The 18,383-nt window shown below is 63.8% G+C and carries 21 protein-coding genes; 11 read left to right on the top strand and 10 right to left on the bottom strand.

Annotation, left to right across the window (positions count from 1 at the left end; translation table 11 throughout):
* Window positions 1-95: 95 nt before the first annotated feature.
* The 3 genes from ACFWEM_RS10635 to ACFWEM_RS10625 form a co-directional block, all read right to left on the bottom strand.
* A complete protein-coding gene (locus ACFWEM_RS10635) occupies window positions 96-1,067 on the bottom strand; it encodes a sigma-70 family RNA polymerase sigma factor (protein ID WP_003942639.1) in 972 nt (323 codons plus the stop codon).
* Between the two features lie 159 nt (window positions 1,068-1,226).
* Window positions 1,227-2,726 (bottom strand): methyltransferase, encoded by a 1,500-nt coding sequence (locus tag ACFWEM_RS10630; RefSeq protein WP_378533379.1) that lies wholly within the window; start codon window positions 2,724-2,726, stop codon window positions 1,227-1,229.
* A gap of 26 nt (window positions 2,727-2,752) precedes the next feature.
* Window positions 2,753-3,112, bottom strand: a complete 360-nt coding sequence (locus ACFWEM_RS10625; RefSeq protein ID WP_019748237.1) for a DUF3099 domain-containing protein — start codon at window positions 3,110-3,112, stop codon at window positions 2,753-2,755.
* A gap of 83 nt (window positions 3,113-3,195) precedes the next feature.
* On the opposite strand from ACFWEM_RS10625, the gene ACFWEM_RS10620 reads away from it, so the two are divergent.
* Window positions 3,196-3,432, top strand: a complete 237-nt coding sequence (locus tag ACFWEM_RS10620) for a DUF3039 domain-containing protein (RefSeq protein WP_003942602.1) — start codon at window positions 3,196-3,198, stop codon at window positions 3,430-3,432.
* Here the strand turns inward: ACFWEM_RS10620 and ACFWEM_RS10615 are convergent.
* Window positions 3,405-4,667, bottom strand: coding sequence for a YihY/virulence factor BrkB family protein (locus ACFWEM_RS10615; protein WP_378533377.1), 1,263 nt, complete (start codon window positions 4,665-4,667; stop codon window positions 3,405-3,407). The two genes, ACFWEM_RS10620 and ACFWEM_RS10615, sit on opposite strands and share 28 nt — an antisense overlap.
* Before the next feature lie 256 nt (window positions 4,668-4,923).
* On the opposite strand from ACFWEM_RS10615, the gene ACFWEM_RS10610 reads away from it, so the two are divergent.
* Window positions 4,924-6,702: a DEAD/DEAH box helicase gene (locus ACFWEM_RS10610; protein WP_378533375.1), complete on the top strand. Its 1,779-nt coding sequence runs from the start codon at window positions 4,924-4,926 to the stop codon at window positions 6,700-6,702.
* Window positions 6,703-6,810: 108 nt separating this feature from the next.
* On the opposite strand, the gene ACFWEM_RS10605 is transcribed toward ACFWEM_RS10610, so the two are convergent.
* Window positions 6,811-7,002 (bottom strand): hypothetical protein, encoded by a 192-nt coding sequence (locus ACFWEM_RS10605; protein WP_378533373.1) that lies wholly within the window; start codon window positions 7,000-7,002, stop codon window positions 6,811-6,813.
* 234 nt (window positions 7,003-7,236) lie between these two features.
* Between ACFWEM_RS10605 and ACFWEM_RS10600 the strand changes: the two genes are divergently transcribed.
* The 4 genes from ACFWEM_RS10600 to ACFWEM_RS10585 all read left to right on the top strand — a co-directional run bounded on the left by ACFWEM_RS10600 (window position 7,237) and on the right by ACFWEM_RS10585 (window position 10,194).
* Window positions 7,237-7,614: a DUF952 domain-containing protein gene (locus ACFWEM_RS10600; protein ID WP_378533371.1), complete on the top strand. Its 378-nt coding sequence runs from the start codon at window positions 7,237-7,239 to the stop codon at window positions 7,612-7,614.
* An 86-nt stretch (window positions 7,615-7,700) separates the two neighbouring features.
* Window positions 7,701-8,183 carry a cation:proton antiporter regulatory subunit gene (locus ACFWEM_RS10595; protein WP_021344116.1) on the top strand — a complete coding sequence of 161 codons (483 nt, stop codon included), beginning with the start codon at window positions 7,701-7,703 and terminating at the stop codon, window positions 8,181-8,183.
* 7 nt (window positions 8,184-8,190) lie between these two features.
* Window positions 8,191-9,363, top strand: coding sequence for a cation:proton antiporter (locus ACFWEM_RS10590; protein WP_378445818.1), 1,173 nt, complete (start codon window positions 8,191-8,193; stop codon window positions 9,361-9,363).
* Window positions 9,364-9,384: 21 nt separating this feature from the next.
* A complete protein-coding gene (locus ACFWEM_RS10585) occupies window positions 9,385-10,194 on the top strand; it encodes a tyrosine-protein phosphatase (protein ID WP_378533368.1) in 810 nt (269 codons plus the stop codon).
* Between the two features lie 68 nt (window positions 10,195-10,262).
* Here the strand turns inward: ACFWEM_RS10585 and ACFWEM_RS10580 are convergent, their stop codons facing one another.
* Window positions 10,263-11,687 (bottom strand): RNA polymerase sigma factor, encoded by a 1,425-nt coding sequence (locus tag ACFWEM_RS10580; protein WP_370333980.1) that lies wholly within the window; start codon window positions 11,685-11,687, stop codon window positions 10,263-10,265.
* A 112-nt stretch (window positions 11,688-11,799) separates the two neighbouring features.
* Window positions 11,800-12,567 (bottom strand): polyphosphate--glucose phosphotransferase, encoded by a 768-nt coding sequence (ppgK, locus tag ACFWEM_RS10575; RefSeq protein ID WP_378533366.1) that lies wholly within the window; start codon window positions 12,565-12,567, stop codon window positions 11,800-11,802.
* 170 nt (window positions 12,568-12,737) lie between these two features.
* On the opposite strand from ppgK, the gene ACFWEM_RS10570 reads away from it, so the two are divergent.
* Window positions 12,738-13,616: an inositol monophosphatase family protein gene (locus ACFWEM_RS10570; RefSeq protein WP_378533364.1), complete on the top strand. Its 879-nt coding sequence runs from the start codon at window positions 12,738-12,740 to the stop codon at window positions 13,614-13,616.
* A gap of 17 nt (window positions 13,617-13,633) precedes the next feature.
* Here ACFWEM_RS10570 and cei read toward each other — a convergent pair whose 3' ends face one another.
* Window positions 13,634-14,317 carry an envelope integrity protein Cei gene (gene cei, locus ACFWEM_RS10565; protein ID WP_378445822.1) on the bottom strand — a complete coding sequence of 228 codons (684 nt, stop codon included), beginning with the start codon at window positions 14,315-14,317 and terminating at the stop codon, window positions 13,634-13,636.
* Window positions 14,318-14,850: 533 nt separating this feature from the next.
* Here cei and ACFWEM_RS10560 point away from each other — a divergent pair.
* Entirely contained in the window at window positions 14,851-15,153 is a 303-nt protein-coding gene (locus tag ACFWEM_RS10560; protein WP_003942593.1) for a DUF4193 domain-containing protein, read from the top strand.
* A gap of 80 nt (window positions 15,154-15,233) precedes the next feature.
* Here ACFWEM_RS10560 and ACFWEM_RS10555 read toward each other — a convergent pair whose 3' ends face one another.
* The gene (locus ACFWEM_RS10555; protein ID WP_075833062.1) at window positions 15,234-15,731 is read right to left on the bottom strand and encodes a DUF3093 domain-containing protein; all 498 of its coding nucleotides are present in this window, start codon (window positions 15,729-15,731) and stop codon (window positions 15,234-15,236) included.
* 41 nt (window positions 15,732-15,772) lie between these two features.
* On the opposite strand from ACFWEM_RS10555, the gene dut reads away from it, so the two are divergent.
* Together dut and ACFWEM_RS10545 are read left to right on the top strand one after the other, a co-directional pair.
* The gene (gene dut / locus ACFWEM_RS10550; RefSeq protein ID WP_003942635.1) at window positions 15,773-16,267 is read left to right on the top strand and encodes a dUTP diphosphatase; all 495 of its coding nucleotides are present in this window, start codon (window positions 15,773-15,775) and stop codon (window positions 16,265-16,267) included.
* Between the two features lie 3 nt (window positions 16,268-16,270).
* On the top strand, window positions 16,271-17,107 hold the full coding sequence (locus ACFWEM_RS10545) for a DUF3710 domain-containing protein (RefSeq protein ID WP_378533362.1): 837 nt from the start codon (window positions 16,271-16,273) through the stop codon (window positions 17,105-17,107).
* Between the two features lie 20 nt (window positions 17,108-17,127).
* Here ACFWEM_RS10545 and ACFWEM_RS10540 read toward each other — a convergent pair whose 3' ends face one another.
* Window positions 17,128-17,853 (bottom strand): alpha/beta hydrolase, encoded by a 726-nt coding sequence (locus tag ACFWEM_RS10540; protein ID WP_378533360.1) that lies wholly within the window; start codon window positions 17,851-17,853, stop codon window positions 17,128-17,130.
* A gap of 138 nt (window positions 17,854-17,991) precedes the next feature.
* On the opposite strand from ACFWEM_RS10540, the gene ACFWEM_RS10535 reads away from it, so the two are divergent.
* A complete protein-coding gene (locus tag ACFWEM_RS10535; protein ID WP_003942613.1) occupies window positions 17,992-18,366 on the top strand; it encodes an OB-fold nucleic acid binding domain-containing protein in 375 nt (124 codons plus the stop codon).
* Window positions 18,367-18,383 lie beyond the last annotated feature (17 nt).

The raw sequence follows: 18,383 nt of genomic DNA, 5'->3' as shown, positions 1-18,383 counted from the left end.
CATTTCCCGAGGGGGAGGGAAATAGCGGTGGCCGGTGCTCTGTGCGGTGCGTCAGCGCGAGTGGTGTGGCGCGCCGACGCACGTGCTGTGTTCGATCAGCTGGCGTATGACCGCAGTTTCTCGGCGCGATCACCGACACGGAGCTTGCCCATGACCTCACGCTCGATCTGACGAACCCGCTCGCGCGAGAGACCGAAGAGCTTGCCGATCTGATCGAGGGTGCGGGGCTGGCCGTCGTCGAGACCGTAGCGAAGTCGGATGACCTGCTGTTCACGCTCGTCGAGAGTCCCGAGCACGCTGCGCACATCGCTGTGCAGCAGACCGGCGATGACGGCGTTCTCAGCCGAGGTCGCCTCGGAATCTTCGATGAAATCGCCCAAGGGCGCTTCTTCGTCGTTGCCGACCGGCATGTCCAGGCTTACCGGGTCGCGGCTGTGGTCGAGCAGATCGGCGATCTTGTGCGCCGGGATACCCGACTCTTCGGCCAACTCGTCGTCCGTCGCTTCGCGCCCGAGCTGCTGGTGCAGTTCGCGCTTGATGCGGGCGAGCTTGTTGACCTGCTCCACGAGGTGCACTGGGAGCCGGATGGTGCGGCTCTGATCAGCCATTCCGCGGGTGATCGCCTGACGGATCCACCAGGTGGCGTACGTCGAGAACTTGAAGCCCTTGGCGTAGTCGAACTTCTCCATGGCACGGATGAGTCCGAGGTTGCCTTCTTGAATGAGATCGAGGAGCGGCATACCGCGACCGGTGTAGCGCTTGGCCAGCGAGACGACGAGTCGCAGGTTCGCTTCCAGGAGGTGGCTACGCGCCGACTGTCCCTCGCGAACGATCGTTGCGAGATCCCTCTTCTTGGCGACTGTCAGGCGCTTTCCCGTGGCAAGAACGTGGCTGGCGTACAGCCCCGCTTCGATTCGCTTCGCCAGTTCGACCTCGTCTGCGGCTGTCAGCAGTGCGGTACGACCGATCCCGTTCAGGTAGACACGGACCAGGTCTGCGGCCGGGCTCTGGGCGTCCAGATCTGCGGCGCTCGGACGAATGCGAGTAGTGGTGCTGGGGCTTGTCATGACTTGCCTCCCTATCGGCGGTCTCTCACACAGTTCAACGTGTGAGAGTTCCGGGAAAGTTCCCGCGCCGATTTCCGCTAAATCGCCGTGACCTGCAGTTATTTCCCAGTCGTCCTGAGAAGTTGCTGAGAACACAAAAATCTGCAACTCGCCGGGAACTCAATTCGTGACGGGAAGCACCAACCCGTGACGGACCAGCGAGACCAGCAGTGTGACGACGGCCTCACGTAGTTGGTCAGGGTCTTCGCCGTTCGCAGCGGCGAGAAGTTCCACCAGTTCGTCGACCACCAATCCGTCCGCTCTGAGCCCGGCGAGCAGCGCAGCACCGAGCTCGTCGATCTCGTGCTGCCAGTGCGGTCCGTTGCCACGGTGCACACGCGTGACCACTTGCTGCCATCCCTCGTCACCGGGGAGGTAGACGCGTTCGAGAGCCGTGTCCGGATCGAGGACGAAGCGTTCCTCGAGGACGTCGTGTTCACGCAACCAGGCAAGACGATCGAAGTACGCCGACGACTCGGCCCCGAGTGGGTCCGAGAATCCGTGCATGAGGTCCTCGGCCATCAGATCGGTGGGGAAGTCGGTACGCCGGAGGAAGACGAACCCGAATCCGACGCCTTCGACGTCCGCTTCTTCGAGGTGGTCAAGCCAGGCGTTCGCCCTGGACGCCGTTTCCGGGTCCCGTGGATCCTGCCCGCCGTCCTTGAGCCACGTGCCGACGTACAGAGCTGGGTCCGCCACGTCGCGCTGGACCACCCAGGCATCGACGCCATGCGCCGGCAGCCACGACGCGATCCGCGAACGCCAGTCCTGCCCTTCGATGTGCACCCACGACGCCAACAGTGCTGCCGTGCCGCCGGGGTTCAGGTAGTCGATCGAGCGGGAGATCATCAATTCGCTCGCACCGTCGAGATCGAGGCCGGAATCGCGGTACGTGTGATGCACGCGTGCCTCGCCGACGACAAACGGGGGATTGGCGACCACCTGGTCGAAGGTTCGACCCTCGACAGGTTCGAACCAGGACCCTTGAAGCAGTTCGACGTCGAGTCCGTTGAGCACCATGGTCGCGGCCGTCAGATCGACCGCGCGTTGATTGATGTCGGTTGCCGTCACCGAATCGGCATACGTGTTCGCGTGCAGGGCTTGGATGCCGCATCCCGTGCCGAGGTCGAGCACGCTGCCGACCCTCGCGGTAGGCGTCGCCTGCAACAAGGACAGCGATGCATGGCCGACACCGAGCACGTGATCGGCTGTGGCCTTCTTCGGGCGGATTCCGCCGTCGAGATCCGAGATCACCCAACGATCACCGTCGCCGACGTCGATGGGGCGAAGATCGACCGCGGCCCGCACCAGCGGGTTCTCACTGTCGAAGTTCTCACCTTCGAGCAGACCGGCGTCGACGCACTGCGCCATTGTCAACGGAGCCAGCGCTGCAGCGACATCGGCGGCCGGGCAGTCATCGGCGAGAAGGAACAGTCTGATGAGAACGCCCAGATCCCCGTGTTCGAGGCTGGCGCGGCGGACAGGGACCGGCTCACTACGGCCGAGAGCGGCGTGAACTTCGGGCCCCAGCGCGTCGAGCATGGTTCCGGTGTCGAATCGATTGCGAAGCAGAGCCTCACGCAGCGCAGGGGTGATGGACAGGAGCGTTTCGCTTCTCACCCGGTCATTCTCGCAGGCGGAACTTGTCAGCCTTCGATGGTGTGGTGCGTCGCGGATTCGATCTCGCCTGCGGTCTTCTTTCGCCCGTCGTATCGACTCGGCTCGTCCTTGGTGCGCGGTGGTCGGTCGTTGGCGATCAGGACGGCGATCCAGGGAAGCGGAATGGATGCACCGATGATGAGCATCGAGATCCAGGCGTTGGCCCAGATGCCGTACGCGATCGCCGCGAGGATCAACGCCGGGAACCGGAAGGACATGATGATCATGTACTTGCGCACTCGGGCTTTGTGCTGTTCTTCGACGGACTTCTGCGCTTCGGTGATCAGTACGGGATTGTCGGGAGTCCCGGCCTCGTCGGACCTGCCGAACGCGCCATTTCGTGCCATGACTCCACTGTTCCACTCTCGGCCGACAATTGCACACGACCCGTAGGTCGCACCGCTGTGACGGAGACGGCATTATTGGAGGGGTGAGCACTCAAACCAAGGAACGTCCCGACGTCTCCACCGACGAAACGACCGACGACGACACCCCGAAGTTCTTCCACTACGTGAAGAAGAACAAGATCGCCGAGAGCGCCGTCATGGGCACCCATGTCGTCGCACTGTGCGGCGAGGTGTTTCCCGTGACGAAGTCCGCCAAGCCCGGATCACCGGTGTGCCCGGACTGCAAGAAGATTTACGAAGGACTCCGTAAGGGCGACTGACCTCGGGTCACGCGAGCGGCGGTACTTCCAGAGCTCGGTGGATCGACAGCCTCGACGCAGTCGGACGCCGGGCTCTTCGCGTCTGTGTCCGGCTTGCCGACAGGATCTTGGTCGTTGCAGGAGTTCCGGCGCGACTCCGTTTGGTTGCTCGCCGTTTGTCTGCTGCGCGGCCGTCCGTACGAGGGAACCGCGGCTGGATCCGCTTTGTCGCCCGAGATGCGGATCGGGCTGGTGGCCAGGTGCCAGGTCAGGTTGGTGACCGGGCCCGTGGCGTCGTCGGTGTTCTGAGAAGCGAGCCATTCTCGCATCTGCTCCATCCGGGTGGCACGAGCCGGCCAGAATTCCTGCACCGTCGCGTTGAACTCGGCGCCGAGCACGACGGCAAAACCGAGGAAGAAGGTGAAGAGCAGAAATGCGATCGGCGTTGCCAGCGCGCCGTACGTGTAGCCGGTGCTGGTGACAAATCCCAGGTACCAGCGTAATCCGGTGCTGGCGGCCATGAAGAACACACCGGCGACCAGAGCGCCGGCGAGGAGTCGATGCCACGGCAGCGACTTCGGCAGAGCGACCTTGTAGAGCGTCGTGAGGCCGATGATCACCAGTAGGCCGACCGCGGGGTAGTAGAAGGTGTCGACCAGATTCGATCCGACTTCGTACCAGGAGGCGGGCAGTGCTCGCCCGACGAGCGTCGGTCCGAGAGCCACCAACGGCAGGATGAACACCGCCATCACCAGGAACATCACGTAGAGCAGCAGGGCGAAGATGCGCTGCCAGATGGGATTGCGTGCGTCTTGCTGACCGTGTGCTTCCACGACCGAGTCGACAAACGTACTGATCGCCGACGATCCCGCCCACAGGGAGAGCAGGAAGCCGACCGAGATGATTTCCGGCCGTCCGCGCTGCAAAACGTCCGTGACGGTCGGACGGATGATCTGGTCGACGACGCTTTCGCTGAAGATCGTTCCGCTGAACGTGACGATCTTGGATTCGATGATCTCGACGGTGTTGGGTCCGAACCATCCACCGATGTAGCCGATCATCCCGAGAAGGCCGAGCAGCAGGGGAGCGAGTGACAGCGTTTGCCAGAACGCGGCCGTAGCCGCCTTTCCGAAGATGGAATCGTCCCAGGCCTTGCTCAGCGTGCGACCGATCAACTGCCCGGTGCGGCGTAGCGGATGCCATCTGCGGTGGTGCAGATCACTTCCGCTCGACTTCTCGCCTCGCGCTTCACTCATGATGTCTCCAGCATCCCTGACGACACACCCGGTTGCCCAACCATGGCGCCGACGTGTCGCACATTTCTGAGACAATTCGCGTGCAGGTCGGCAGGATGCGAGGGCAGTGAAAGCTCGCCGGCCGGAGTGAGAACGGCCATGAGTACGCGCTTCGAGTGCGGCTTTCGTCGGTGGCGGCGGCTAGGCTCGTCGCCGGACATTGATGAAAATTCGAGGAGCGCGAGACAACAGTGCGATTCCAGTGGAGGCGCGGCCTATGACGTCTGAGACCGTGGCAGCCGAACTCGGCAATTCGACCGAACCCGCCGGAGCCCAATCCGCGGGAACCCAGCCTGGCGCCCCTACCGGTTCCCTTCGTGCATGGCAGCGCCGTGCACTGACCAAATACCTTTCCAGCAGTCCCCGTGACTTCCTGGCGGTCGCAACGCCAGGAGCAGGCAAGACGACCTTCGCTCTGCGAGTAGCTTCGGAATTGCTCCGCGACCGGACGGTCGACCAGATCACCGTCGTTGCTCCGACCGAGCACCTCAAGCACCAGTGGGCCGAGTCCGCTCAGCGCTCCGGCCTGGCATTGGACTCGCGGTTCTCCAACTCTACCGGCCAGACCTCGAGTGACTATCACGGAGTCGTGCTGACCTACGCCCAGGTTGCTTCGCACCCGTCGAAGCACCGTGTGCGCACAGAAGGCCGCAAGACGCTGGTCATCCTCGACGAGATCCACCACGGCGGCGACGCGAAAAGCTGGGGCGACGCCATTCGTGAGGCTTTCGGCGACGCGACCAGGCGGCTCGCGCTGACCGGAACGCCGTTCCGCAGTGACGACAGCGCCATTCCTTTCGTCGAGTACGAGCCGGACAAGGAAGGTCTGCTCCGCTCGAAAGCCGATCACTCTTACGGATATTCGGATGCGCTCAAGGACGGCGTGGTGCGACCCGTCGTGTTTCTCGCCTACTCGGGCGAAGCGCGGTGGCGCAACAACGCGGGTGAGGAATTCACCGCCAGGCTCGGCGAGCCGCTGAGCGCCGAGCAGACGACTCGGGCCTGGCGGACGGCCTTGGACCCTGCCGGGGACTGGATTCCTGCCGTGCTGCACGCAGCAGACACCCGTTTGGCGCAGCTGCGCAGTACCGGTATGCCCGATGCGGGTGGACTTGTCATCGCGACCGACCAGACAGTGGCCCGTGAGTATGCGAAGGCGCTCGCCGCGATCACCGGCGAACAGCCGGCCGTCGTGCTGTCCGACGACCCCACCGCTTCCAAGCGAATCGCCGAATTCGGTGCAAGCGACCAGAAATGGATGGTCGCGGTCCGGATGGTGTCCGAGGGCGTCGACGTTCCCCGTCTGGCTGTCGGTGTGTACGCGACCAGCGCGTCGACCCCGCTGTACTTCGCTCAGGCGATCGGGCGCTTCGTGCGTTCGCGTCGCAAGGGCGAGACTGCCAGCGTCTTCCTGCCTTCGGTACCGGTGCTCCTCGACCTTGCCGCACAGCTCGAGGCTCAGCGTGACCACGTCCTCGGGAAGCCTCATCGTGAGAAGGACGGCCTCGAAGACGACCTGCTCGCCGATGCGAACAAGCAGAAGGACGAACTGGGCGAGGAGGAGAAGGCGTTCACGTCCCTGGGTGCCGACGCCGAGCTCGACCAGGTGATCTACGACGGATCATCCTTCGGCACCGCGACATTCGCCGGAAGTGACGAGGAAGCCGACTATCTCGGACTCCCCGGCCTACTCGACGCCGATCAGATGCGGGCGCTGCTGCGTCAACGTCAGCAGACGCAGGTCGAGGCCAACTCGGCCAAGGCCGCCGCCCCGCAACCCACTGCGGCAGTGGTATCCGATCGAGCGGCGACGGCAGATCAACTCGGTGCGCTCCGCAAGGAGTTGAACGGGTTGGTAGCGATGAACGTTCACCGCACCGGTAAGCCCCACGGCATCATTCACGCGGAACTGCGCCGGGTGTGCGGCGGCCCGCCGACGGCCATCGCGACCGTCGATCAGCTGACCGAGCGCATCGCGATCCTACGCAGCTGGTAGCAGCTGATACCGGCCCCGGAACGGCAGAACGGGCGATCACAGTGATTGTGATCGCCCGTTCTGGCGTTCATGGCGCGCCTCGTGAAGAGGCCACCCCCGGCTGACAGGTCAGAGTGCGGGTTCGCTTTCGGAGACGACGGCATTCATCTCGCGAAGTCGATCCGCGTGTTCGGTTGCGTGGTGTCCGCAGAAGAGAAGCTCGCCGCCGGTGGGAAGCACGGCGCGTACGCGTGCTCCGGCACCGCACCGGTCGCACCGGTCGGCAGCGGTCAACTGTGGGCTGGTCAGTGTTCCGGGCATGACTCCTCCGTACTGGCTTTGCGGCATTCGGGCCGCGTGCCTGGGGCCTGGTCCGCCGCGTCGGAATGGCGCGGTAGATCCACTCTTACAGACGTTTGGGGTTTACGGGTTGTTCCCGAACCCGTTTCTTAGTGTTGTGTCTCACTGGAAATGCGCTGGGCAGGCATTCTTCGGTGAAGATTGTTCGCTGACAGCTGATTCGAATCGTCGACGTCAGCCCGATATTCTGGGCTGATGAACCCGGGACGCGAACCACGTATCGACGAGAGCGTCGAGTTGCTCCACATGTGCACGCGCGAGGAATGGGCGCGGGCACAACAGCTCGGTGAACGCATCCCCGACGGATTCGAGGCCGAGGGATTTGTTCACATGTCGACTCCGGCGCAGGTTCATCTCCCGGCGAATCGGATCTTCGCCGGCCGTAACGACATTGTTCTTCTCGCGATCGATCCGGCCTTGCTCGGTGGTCAGGTGAAGTACGAACCCGGTGTTCCCTCGGACCCGGAATCGATGCGTTTCCCGCATCTGTACGCCCCGATTCCGGTCGCTGCCGTCACCGCTGTCGTCGAGTATTTTCCGGACGAGAACGGCGTATTTCCGCCGGTTCGGTAGGTCGCCGGTACGCCCACCGCGAACGGCGCCAAGCGGATTACGGCCCTCACGCGATGCAGGTCGCCGATCGGCGCTACCGTTGGTATATGAACGTAGAAGTCACCCCACTACCGGGGATCGGGACGCGCAAGGATTTTGTTCTGTCTTCCGGTCGTCGCGTGGGTGTCGTCACCCATCGGGACGGTCATACCGATCTCATCGTGTCCAAGGCAGACGACCCTGACGCGTGTGCTGCCTCGTTGCCTCTGACCACCGAGGAAGCGGCAGCGCTCAGCAATCTCCTGGGTGCCCCACAGCTCGTTGCCCAGCTCGAAGAAGAGCACCGCGACCTTCCGGGAATTCGAACCAAACAGCTCTACATCAAGGACGGCTCGCGCTACGACGGTCAGACCCTCGGTGACACCGGCATGCGCACGCGTACCGGCGTCTCCATCGTCGCTGTCATGCGCGCAGGCCAGGTGAGCCCGTCCCCGAACCCCGACTTCACCTTCACCGGGGGAGATCTACTCGTAGCAGTCGGAACACCGGACGGTTTGGCCGCAGCGGCAAAAATCTTGGCCAACGGCTGACTGGCGCGTGGACACAACCACCCTTGCACTGATCGAACTCGGCGCGGTCTTCTTCGCGCTCGGACTGCTCGGACGGCTGGCTGCTCGCGTCGGGATGTCGCCGATCCCGTTCTACCTGATCGGCGGCCTGTGCTTCGGGCAGGGCGGTTTCATCCAGCTCGGGGACATCGGCGAGTTCTCTCATCTGGCCAGTGAGATCGGGATCGTCCTGCTCTTGTTGCTGTTGGGGCTCGAATACACCGCGGCCGAACTCGTGACCGGTCTCAAACGCTCGCGAGTAGCGGGCATCGTCGACATCGTTCTCAACGCAACTCCCGGCGCGGTCGTCGGCTTGATTCTCGGCTGGGGCATTGTGGGGGCGACGGTCATGGCCGGCGTCACCTACATCTCGTCTTCGGGCATCATCGCCAAGGTGCTCAGCGACCTGGGGCGCCTCGGTAACCGCGAAACGCCGGTCGTCCTGTCGATTCTGGTGTTCGAAGATCTGGCAATGGCGCTGTACTTGCCGATTCTGACCGCAATGCTCGCCGGCGTCAGCTTCCTGGGTGGACTCGAAGCGGTCGGCATCTCGTTGTTGGTCATCACCGTGGTTCTGGTTGTGGCACTGCGGTACGGACGGTACGTTTCGGCGCTCCTCGACAGCCCGGACAGTGAGACGCTGCTGCTCAAACTGCTCGGTGCCGCGCTGTTGGTTGCCGGTATCAGCTCGGCGATGCAGGTGTCGGCCGCTGTGGGTGCGTTCCTCCTCGGAATCGCGATCTCCGGTTCGACCGCACACAACGCCAGTCGCGTGCTCGAGCCACTGCGGGATCTGTTCGCCGCGATGTTCTTCGTGGTCTTCGGTCTCAACACCGATCCCAGTTCCATTCCGCCGGTTCTCGGGTGGGCCGCGATCCTTGCCGTCGTCACCGCGATCACGAAGCTGATCACCGGGGCATGGGCAGCCAGACGTCAGGGTGTCGCGCGAATGGGCCAGGCGCGCGCCGGTGCTGCTCTGATCGCCCGCGGTGAGTTTTCCATCATCATCGCCGGGCTCGCAGTGTCCGCCGGGGCTGTCGACGCCGAATTGGCGGCATTGGCAACGGCTTACGTACTCCTGATGGCAGTGATCGGTCCGGTGGCGGCAAGAGTTATCGAACCGGTTGCCTCGTTGTACATCAAGGTTCGTACGAAGTCCTGATTGCGGTCCTATCCTGTCCGGATGTCGAACAGAATCTCCCGCCCGGCCGCGACACTCCTGTGTGCGGCGATCCTCGCGTGTGCTCCGGTCCCGGCGCTCGCCGGTGGAATTTCCGCACTCGAACAGGCCGGACCCGCAGCTGCGCAGGCTACCGCGGACCGATCACTGCACCTCGAGGGAGCGTCGAACGCGCGGGACATCGGCGGCTACGTCACCGAGGACGGGCACACGGTTCGGTGGGGGAAAGTGTTTCGCTCGAACGCCCTCGACAAGCTGACACCGTCGGATCTGTCGTCGTTGAGCGAACGCGGAGTGGAATCGGTGGACGACTTCCGCACCGTCGTCGAACGTACGCTCTCGCAGGACCGCATTCCGGAGGGGGCACGAAGCAACTGGTTCGACGTCATCGGAACCAATCCGGCCAACCTCCCGGCTCTGGTGGACATGCCCACGATGTACGCGTTGATGGTGACCGATCCGGGGGCGACCCGCGCATTCCACGACGCTCTCGCGAACGTCGCGAACACCGACGGTGCAGTCCTCTACCACTGCTCGGCGGGCAAGGACCGGACCGGCTGGATGACCGCGGTACTCCTGACACTCCTCGGTGTGAGCCGCACGGACGTGAACGCCGACTACATGCTCAGCAACCAGTACCTCACCGGACCTCGAACGGGGAGCGCGTTCATCGACGGCGTCGAACAGTCTTGGCTGGACACGTCTTTCGCCACGGTGGATCGGGTGTACGGCAACTTCGACAACTACGTCCGGGACGGCTTGCACTTGAGTGAGGGCGATATCGCACAACTCAGGGGCACACTCCTGGCCTGAGGCGGGGCGCGCAAAAGAGCCGTTCTCCGGAAACCCGGAGAACGGCTCTTTTCTCTTGACCGGTGTGACTAGTCGAGGTAGTCGCGCAGAACCTGCGAACGCGACGGGTGGCGCAGCTTCGACATCGTCTTCGATTCGATCTGGCGGATACGCTCACGCGTGACGCCGTAGACCTGTCCGATTTCGTCTAAAGTCCTCGGCTGACCGTCGGTGAGGCCGAAGCGCAGGCGAACCACGCCTGCTTCACGCTCGGACAGTGTCTCGAGGACCGACTGCAGCTGATCCTGCAGCAAGGTGAACGAGACGGCGTCGACTGCGACAACAGCTTCGGAGTCTTCGATGAAGTCACCGAGCTGGCTGTCGCCCTCGTCGCCGATGGTCTGGTCGAGCGAGATGGGCTCACGCGCGTACTGCTGGATTTCCAGCACCTTCTCCGGCGTGATGTCCATTTCCTTGGCGAGTTCCTCGGGCGTGGGCTCGCGGCCCAGGTCCTGGAGCAGCTCACGCTGGATACGGCCGAGCTTGTTGATGACCTCGACCATGTGCACCGGGATACGGATGGTGCGGGCCTGGTCGGCCATGGCGCGGGTAATGGCCTGACGGATCCACCACGTGGCGTAGGTCGAGAACTTGTAGCCCTTGGTGTAGTCGAACTTCTCGACTGCACGGATCAGGCCCAAATTGCCTTCCTGGATGAGGTCGAGGAAGGCCATGCCGCGGCCCGTGTATCGCTTTGCGAGCGAGACGACGAGTCGGAGGTTGGCTTCGAGGAGGTGGTTCTTGGCGCGGTTTCCGTCGCGGCAGATCCAGCTCATGTCGCGTCGCTGAGCCGCAGGCAGCTTCTCACCCTTGTCGGCGAGATCCTGCATGATCTGGACGGCGTAGAGGCCGGCCTCGATGCGCTTGGCCAGTTCGACTTCCTCTTCGGCGTTGAGGAGTGCGACCTTGCCGATCTGCTTGAGGTAGGCGCGAACCGAGTCGGCGGACGCCGTCAGTTCGGCGTCCTTGCGTGCCTGACGGAGGGCCTCGGACTCTTCTTCGTCCCAGACGAAGTCGCCGGAAGCCTTGTCCTTCTCGGACGGTTCCGCAGCGGTTTCTTCGTCTTCGCCGACTGCTACGACCTCGACGACATCGGACTCGACCTCAGCGAGGTCGCCGTCCGTGATGTCGATGTCTTCCAACTCGACATCGCCGTCTTCGGCGTCAGGATCGCCGGCCTTCTTGGGGCTGGCCTTCTTTGCTGCTGCCTTCTTGGCGGGAGCTTTCTTGGCCGGAGCCTTCTTTGCTGCTGCCTTCTTGGCGGGGGCCTTTTTCGCCGGAGCCTTCTTGGCTGCCGGAGCGGTGACGGTGGCCGCCTCCACGGCTGGAGATTGTGGCTCTGACTCTGATGGAGAATCAGCAGTCTGACGTGTATCGGTGGCTGCCACGTACGCCCTTTCGTGACGGTGTCGTGCGGCGTCACGCCAGAGTGGTGATCCGGCGGAGAGGTCAATGGTTGTTGGCCGGCGCGCAGCCGGACTTCACCATTGTAACGACTCTCAGGAAACTCTTACGTCACGGCGGGCCGTAACAGGTAGATTTTCACCTTTTCACGTGCGGGTTTTCTCATCCGGCGACGGGCGCCGGCCTGGTCAGTCCGACCGACGCGAGCGCAGCTCCGGCAATTCCCGCAGTGTTGAGAAGGGTGGCAGGGACGACCTTCGTGCGGTTGGTCAGATGCGGAATCCACTTCTCGTGCTTGCGGCTGATTCCGCCGCCGGCGATGAAGAGGTCGGGCCAGAGCAGGTTCTCGAAGGTGGTCAGAACTCGCGAGACCTCGACGGCCCACTCCTTGTAGCTCCAGTCCTTTTTTTCCTTCACCGACGACGCCGCTCGGTGCTCGGCTTCCTTGCCGTCGACTTCGAGGTGACCGAACTCCGTGTTGGGCAACAGAACTCCGTTGTGCAGCACGGCCGATCCGATTCCGGTGCCGAAGGTCAACAAGATCACGACGCCGGAGGTGTCCTTGCCCGCTCCGAACGAGTCCTCGGCGATTCCGGCAGCGTCGGCGTCGTTGAGGACGGTTACGTCGCGCCCTCCCAGTGCCTTGCCGAAGAGCGCTGCCGCGTCTGTGTCGATCCACGACTTGTCGATGTTCGCAGCGCTGCGCGCGACGCCGCCGGTCACAACCGCGGGCAAGGTGATGCCGACCGGACCGGTCCACTTGGCCTGCTCGACGATTTCGGCGACAGTGCCCGCGATCGCGTCGGGCGTCGAAGGCTGCGGGGTCAGGATCTTGATGCGGTCACCGATCATTTCCCCGGTGCTCAGGTCGATCGTGCCGCCCTTGACGCCGCTGCCGCCGACGTCGATCCCGAAACCTGTGGTTGTCATCGTCCTGCGCTCCTGAGTGTCGAATTCGAGGTCACGATCTACCGCTGCAAACACTAACCCGAACGGGTACCCGGGCGCGTGCTCTCGAACCTGTCCGACTCGAGGCGTTCGAGTGGTGCCCCTCGGTGCAGATGTGTTGCGATGGTCCGGTGCGCCCTTCAGAAAGAACGTTGCCCGACTTTTCCGCCGATTCGCTGGACCCCGCACAATTGCGGGCAGTTGCCGTAGCCGTCGCCGAACGCGCGGCCGAACACGTCCGCTTGCGTCGGCCCGAGGTATTCGGCCTGGTGGGTTCCGGTGCCGCCGAAGGTGGTTCGGTTGCTGCGAAGAGCACGCCCACCGATCCCGTCACGGTGGTCGATACCGAAACCGAACAGGTGATTCGCGACCTTTTGGCGCAATTGCGGCCTGCAGATTCGATCTTGGGTGAGGAAGGTGGGGGAGACACCGACGATGCCGCGGGAGTTCGATGGGTTGTCGACCCCATCGACGGCACCGTCAATTTTCTCTACGGAATCCCCGCGTTCGCCATCTCGGTGGCCGTACAGATCGACGGGGTCTCGGTAGCCGGGGCTGTCGTCGACGTGTCGCTCGAAACCACGTACGCCGCGCATCTGGGCGGCGGTGCAACCATGACCACGGCCGACGGCGTCGTCAGCGACCTGCAGGCCAATGCGGTGACCGAACTGTCAATGGCGCTGTTGGCCACCGGCTTCGGATACGGAGCGGATCGCCGGAAGGTGCAGGGCACGTTGATCGGGCAGATCTTGCCGCAGGTCCGCGACATCCGACGTATCGGTTCGGCTGCGTTGGATCTGTGCATGGTTGCCACCGGCCGGGTGGACGCTCACTTCGAACACGGACTGAGTCCGTGGGACTGGGCAGCGGGCTCCCTGATCGCTTCCGAAGCGGGCGCCGTGATCAACGTCCCGTCGCCCAATTCCACTTCGGCTGACGGCGAGGTCGTCTACGCCGTCGCTCCGGCGATCGCGGATCAGTTCGCGCAGATGCTCAGCGTGAGTGGCGCGGATCAGCCGATTCCGAGCTGAGGTCGAACCAGGATTTGTCAGCAGCGCGCGGTGCGGGCTGCTTTGAGCAGTGCGATGTCCATCGGGGCGACTTCGGCGTTCGCGGGCTGCTCGGCCAGAGCGTGCAGGATCGCGGTGGCGTCGGTGTTGGGCGTCAGGGCGCCCTTGTTGTAGGTGCCCAGAGCCAAGTCGACGGTGTCGTCGCCGCGGCCGTCCTGGACCAGTTCGGCACAGGGGGCGACCAGCCACACGGAACTGGCGGCGGCGAGGCCGTTCGCTCCGAAGCGGATCTGACCCTGGCACTCCATGTTCTGGTCGACGTAGACAGGGTCGTTTCCGACCTGGACGTCCGGCGCGCTGGCGAAGCCGAACTCGCTCAGTTGCGCTGCCACCTGGGCGGCCTGCCCGTGCTCACCGTTGGCGTTGAATACGCGAACCTTGGTGGCGGCCAGGGGAGCGGGATCGACGTCGAGCAGCTTCGACCGGTCCACGACGGTTCCCAGCGGTAGCGGCGCCGCTGCCGAAGGATCGGAGGAAGGCTGCGGAAGATTGCACGCCACGGTGTCACTGACTTCGGCCTCGGCGCTCAGGATTCGGACCCACAAGACACTGCCGATCAATGCGAGTACCGCGAACACGGCGATCACCGGCCACGCGCGCCGACGGCGGAACGGACGTCCCTGGTCGTCGGTAGAGCTGCCTTCGGTGATCAGAGAAACCACGGTATCCCTCGACTTTCTTGACGAAACTTGTACTTCGCCATCGGGCCGAGCGGTGCCGGCATGACGTTCGGTGCCTACCTTAGAGGGCCTGTGTGACGAGACAGCCGAAGCGAGGCTCGACGCGTCGAGCCCTTGTCGATTGCGAAACGGCAGTTGGCCGATTACCGGCCTGTTTCTACCCGGATTCGGCCCGAAAACATCGCCGAAAGGTCACAGCTTGCTCTTGCCTTGGTGACAATTCGTAGTCATTTTTCGGAAATTTCCGATTCGGTTACTACTTTCGTGCTCGCGTCGGCTACTGTCTGGCGGCCCAGGTCGTTCAACTGGGCATCGGCAGGACGCCGAAATGACAACCAAATGAGGCGCAGATCACGTTCTCGGAAGGAACTTCCGGGCACTAATTCCAGTCCTGCAGCGTTATGCAGCGACAGGGAATGATCTGGATGCCACGGCGGTTTCCATGCGCATCAAGGATCTACCGGATTCTCGGCGCACACGGGACCGGGATACACGAAGAGGATGGGGTAGACGAGATGGCAACTGACTACGACGCACCGAGGCGTACAGAGTCCGACGAGGTTTCGGAGGACTCGCTCGAAGAGCTGAAGGCGCGACGCAACGAAGCGCAGTCAGCCGTCGTCGACATCGACGAGACGGACACGGCGGAGTCCTTCGAGCTGCCGGGTGCCGACCTTTCCGGCGAGGAACTCTCGGTTCGAGTGGTTCCGAAGCAGGCAGACGAGTTCACATGTTCGAGCTGCTTCCTGGTCCATCACCGCAGCCGCCTGGCCAGTGATGCCAACGGACAGCTCGTATGCATGGACTGCGCTGCCTGATCTCCCTTCCCGGTGGTCGACCCGTCATCTCGAGGGTCGACCAAGGGTCGGGGAGTACTGCTTTGCTGTGACCGCGCTGGTCAGCGATCCAGCGCAGCCAGCAGATCAGCGGGACGACGTGTGCTCACCAACCAGTACGGTGTGGGATCCTCCGGATCGTCGAGCACGATCAACACCATTGTCTTGACCCATGGGCGATGTTGGACGAACGCCGACGGATCGAGTTGGCGCCCCATCGCCGCGCTCTTCGCGGATGCCGGCACTGCTGCCGCCCGTGAAATCAGTTCGACCGGCAGGTGGGCTCTACCCACGTGCAGTTCTTTCACCCCTGCTGTCTCCACCACCTCGACGCGCATCCGGCTGAGCCAGAACGCGGCCCAGATCGGGATGGGGAGCAGTACGACGTACGCCAGGTACGAGAGAAGCCCTGGGCGGCCCATGTGGACCTCGGCCGCGAGAAGTCCGGCTACGGCCAGTCCGGCGATCCACCACCAGATCGGCACCCACAGGCGCTCGGAGTACAGCGTCGTGGACGGGGGCGTTGTGGTGGCGACGTCAGGTCGAGATGTTTCGGGCACCTGTCAAGGATAGTCCGTCGCTACGAGTAGTCTTGGCCCACGTGAGCGACCATCTCTCCATCGCCTTGAAGCGACTGGATCCAGACCTGCCCGTTCCACAGCGTGCGCATCCCGGAGATGCGGGTGTGGATCTGTGCTCCACCAGCGACGTCACCATCGAACCCGGCCACCGAACACTGGTCGGAACGGGGATCGCGATCGCTTTGCCGGTGGGCACCGTCGGGTTGATCCATCCGCGTTCCGGACTCGCCGCCAAATCGGGACTGTCGATCGTGAATGCGCCCGGAACCGTGGACGCGGGATACCGGGGCGAACTCAAGGTCTGCTTGATCAATCTCGATCCGGCCACAGCCATCGACATCCGCCGCGGTGACCGAATCGCTCAGCTCGTGGTTCAACGAGTCGAACTTCCGGTTTTCGAGGAAGTCGAATCGCTGGACGACACGACCAGAGGAACCGGAGGCTACGGTTCCAGCGGCGGGCACGCGATACTCGATACCGATGCGCCTGGCGCGGTAGTCGGAGAGGGAGTCTGAATCATGTTCGGACGCAAGAAGAAGACAGACGTCGACGAGGAAACCACCAGCTTCTTCGGTGACGAGAACGACGAGTCGGTGGAGATCGACGAGGCCGAAGACGATCTCGAAGTCACCGGCGACGAGTTCGGTGACGAATCGGAAGGCCCTTACGACATCTCGGAGATCGATTCCGACGATCCGACGGCAGGCCGTGACGGTCAGCGTCTTGATCTCGGTTCCGTTCTGGTGCCGATGCCGACCGGCGGGCAGTTGCAGGTCGAGATGGCGCCCAACGGTTCGCCGCAGGCCGTGCACCTGGTCACCGAGCACGGCCGCATCACGGTTGCTGCCTACGCCGCCCCGAAATCGCCCGGTCAGTGGCGTGAGGTCGTTGCCGAGCTCGCGCAGTCGCTTCGCGACGACAATTCCGCGGTGAGCGTCGAGAACGGCCCGTGGGGCCGTGAACTGGCTGCGGTGACTGCCAACATGGACCTGCGGTTCATCGGCGTCGACGGTCCCCGGTGGATGGTGCGCTGCGTGGTCGCGGGTCCGAGTGGATCCACCGCCGCGAACGCCCCTCTGGTGGCAATCGCACGGGACATCTTGCGTGACACCGTCGTCAACCGAGGATCAGAGCCGCATCCGGTGCGGACACCGCTGCCCGTCGTGCTCCCGCAGGTACTTGCCGAGCAGTTGGCGGCCGCGCACGAGCAGCAGTTGGCGGCAGCGCAGCAGCAACAGGTCGCCGCCCAACAGCAGCAGTCAGCTCCTCCTGCTCCGCCGGCACCTCCGGCGCGGCCGACCCCGCCGCCGCGTAGCGGCGAATCCGGTTCTGCCATGCAGCAATTGGGTCAGTAACAGAGTTTTTCAGGTTTCTGTCAAGCGCTCGCGGTGGTATCGGAATCGATCGCCGCGAGCGCTTTGATGCAGGTGGACCCGAGAACGGCGGGGTCGCGCCCGATCATGTCGAGCGTCGTCGTGGCGACTGCGCCGCGGGGGAGTGCATCCGCCCAGGCCTGCGCCACCGACGCGGGATGAACCGGGTCGTCCACTGCCGAAGCGATGCCGACCGGAACGCCCACCGCCCGTAACGCGCTCTCGCTGAGCGAGTGGTACGACGCCGCCTCGTCGAGCGCGGCCGGGAGATCGGGCCACTGCGAGCGCCAGGAGCGCTCGAGTTCGGCTCCGAGCCACGCCGGACTCGACGCGAGCATCGCTGCGATCACCGCCTCCAGACCTTCGGAGCGCAGTTGCCCTGCGGTGAACCTCGCGCTCGCCGCTGCGGGTGCGTCGTCCGCCGACCCGATCCAGGCCGGAAGCGCTGCCAACACACTCACTGTTCGATCGGGGTTGGCGGCGGCCCACTGGAGCGCCACGGCTGCCCCGATCGAGACCCCTCCGACAATGATTCGGCCGTGCGTGTCCGCGGCTCTGTCCATCGCGTCCAGATAGCCGTCCACGACACGCCGAGGGTCCGGTTCAATTGCGACGATGCGCACACCCAGAGCCGCTAGCGGCGCCCGGAATGCGCGGTCTGCGAAGTGGGCGTCAGAGCCTGTACCTGGGAGAACGACGGCCACGGTCGCCGATTCTGAGATCTGCATCTTTTGATCTTGCCCGGTGCCCCCGAGGCGCGGACTGACCGGTGTGGTTACACGCTCGTAATGGGTCTACAGTGGCGATCACACAGCCCTTCACGTGACGCGAAACCCTTGCGTCACACATGTTCGCAGGAGCGCGCAATGGCACCCGCCGCCGCAGGATATTTTCGTCGACTGACCCAGCGTCTGACCGAGGACGTCGACCAGTTGGACGCCCAGGAAATGGCCGAGTCCAACAAGGCTTCCGGAGGTCAGAAGGCCTGCGATTGTCGTCGCGGTGAAGAGGTCACGATGGTGGGCCGACTCCGTAGCGTCGACGCGTGTCCCAAGTCCGGAAATGCAAGCATCGAGGCCGAATTCTTCGACGGCACCGAGGTGATCAATCTCGTCTGGATCGGGCGTCGCCGGATCCCGGGAATCGAGACCGGTAAGACCCTGCTGATCCGCGGTCGTGTGGGCGAGCGGGACGGTCGCAAGGCGATCTTCAACCCTTACTACGAACTGCGCGGCGAATAGGCGCGTTTCCCGCATTT

The organism is Rhodococcus sp. NPDC060176, assembly GCF_042728675.1.
Lineage (GTDB): Bacteria > Actinomycetota > Actinomycetes > Mycobacteriales > Mycobacteriaceae > Rhodococcus_F.
This window is presented reverse-complemented; position numbering and strand designations above follow the sequence as displayed.

Bases quoted from the DNA above. Each gene is read 5' to 3' on its own strand.
- ACFWEM_RS10635 (WP_003942639.1), bottom strand. From the start codon at position 1,067: ATGACAAGCCCCAGCACCACTACTCGCATTCGTCCGAGCGCCGCAGAT.
- ACFWEM_RS10625 (WP_019748237.1), bottom strand. From the start codon at position 3,112: ATGGCACGAAATGGCGCGTTCGGCAGGTCCGACGAGGCCGGGACTCCC.
- ACFWEM_RS10615 (WP_378533377.1), bottom strand. From the start codon at position 4,667: ATGAGTGAAGCGCGAGGCGAGAAGTCGAGCGGAAGTGATCTGCACCAC.
- ACFWEM_RS10610 (WP_378533375.1), top strand. From the start codon at position 4,924: ATGACGTCTGAGACCGTGGCAGCCGAACTCGGCAATTCGACCGAACCC.
- ACFWEM_RS10605 (WP_378533373.1), bottom strand. From the start codon at position 7,002: ATGCCCGGAACACTGACCAGCCCACAGTTGACCGCTGCCGACCGGTGC.
- ACFWEM_RS10600 (WP_378533371.1), top strand. From the start codon at position 7,237: ATGAACCCGGGACGCGAACCACGTATCGACGAGAGCGTCGAGTTGCTC.
- ACFWEM_RS10595 (WP_021344116.1), top strand. From the start codon at position 7,701: ATGAACGTAGAAGTCACCCCACTACCGGGGATCGGGACGCGCAAGGAT.
- ACFWEM_RS10585 (WP_378533368.1), top strand. From the start codon at position 9,385: ATGTCGAACAGAATCTCCCGCCCGGCCGCGACACTCCTGTGTGCGGCG.
- ppgK (WP_378533366.1), bottom strand. From the start codon at position 12,567: ATGACAACCACAGGTTTCGGGATCGACGTCGGCGGCAGCGGCGTCAAG.
- ACFWEM_RS10560 (WP_003942593.1), top strand. From the start codon at position 14,851: ATGGCAACTGACTACGACGCACCGAGGCGTACAGAGTCCGACGAGGTT.
- ACFWEM_RS10545 (WP_378533362.1), top strand. From the start codon at position 16,271: ATGTTCGGACGCAAGAAGAAGACAGACGTCGACGAGGAAACCACCAGC.
- ACFWEM_RS10540 (WP_378533360.1), bottom strand. From the start codon at position 17,853: ATGCAGATCTCAGAATCGGCGACCGTGGCCGTCGTTCTCCCAGGTACA.
- ACFWEM_RS10535 (WP_003942613.1), top strand. From the start codon at position 17,992: ATGGCACCCGCCGCCGCAGGATATTTTCGTCGACTGACCCAGCGTCTG.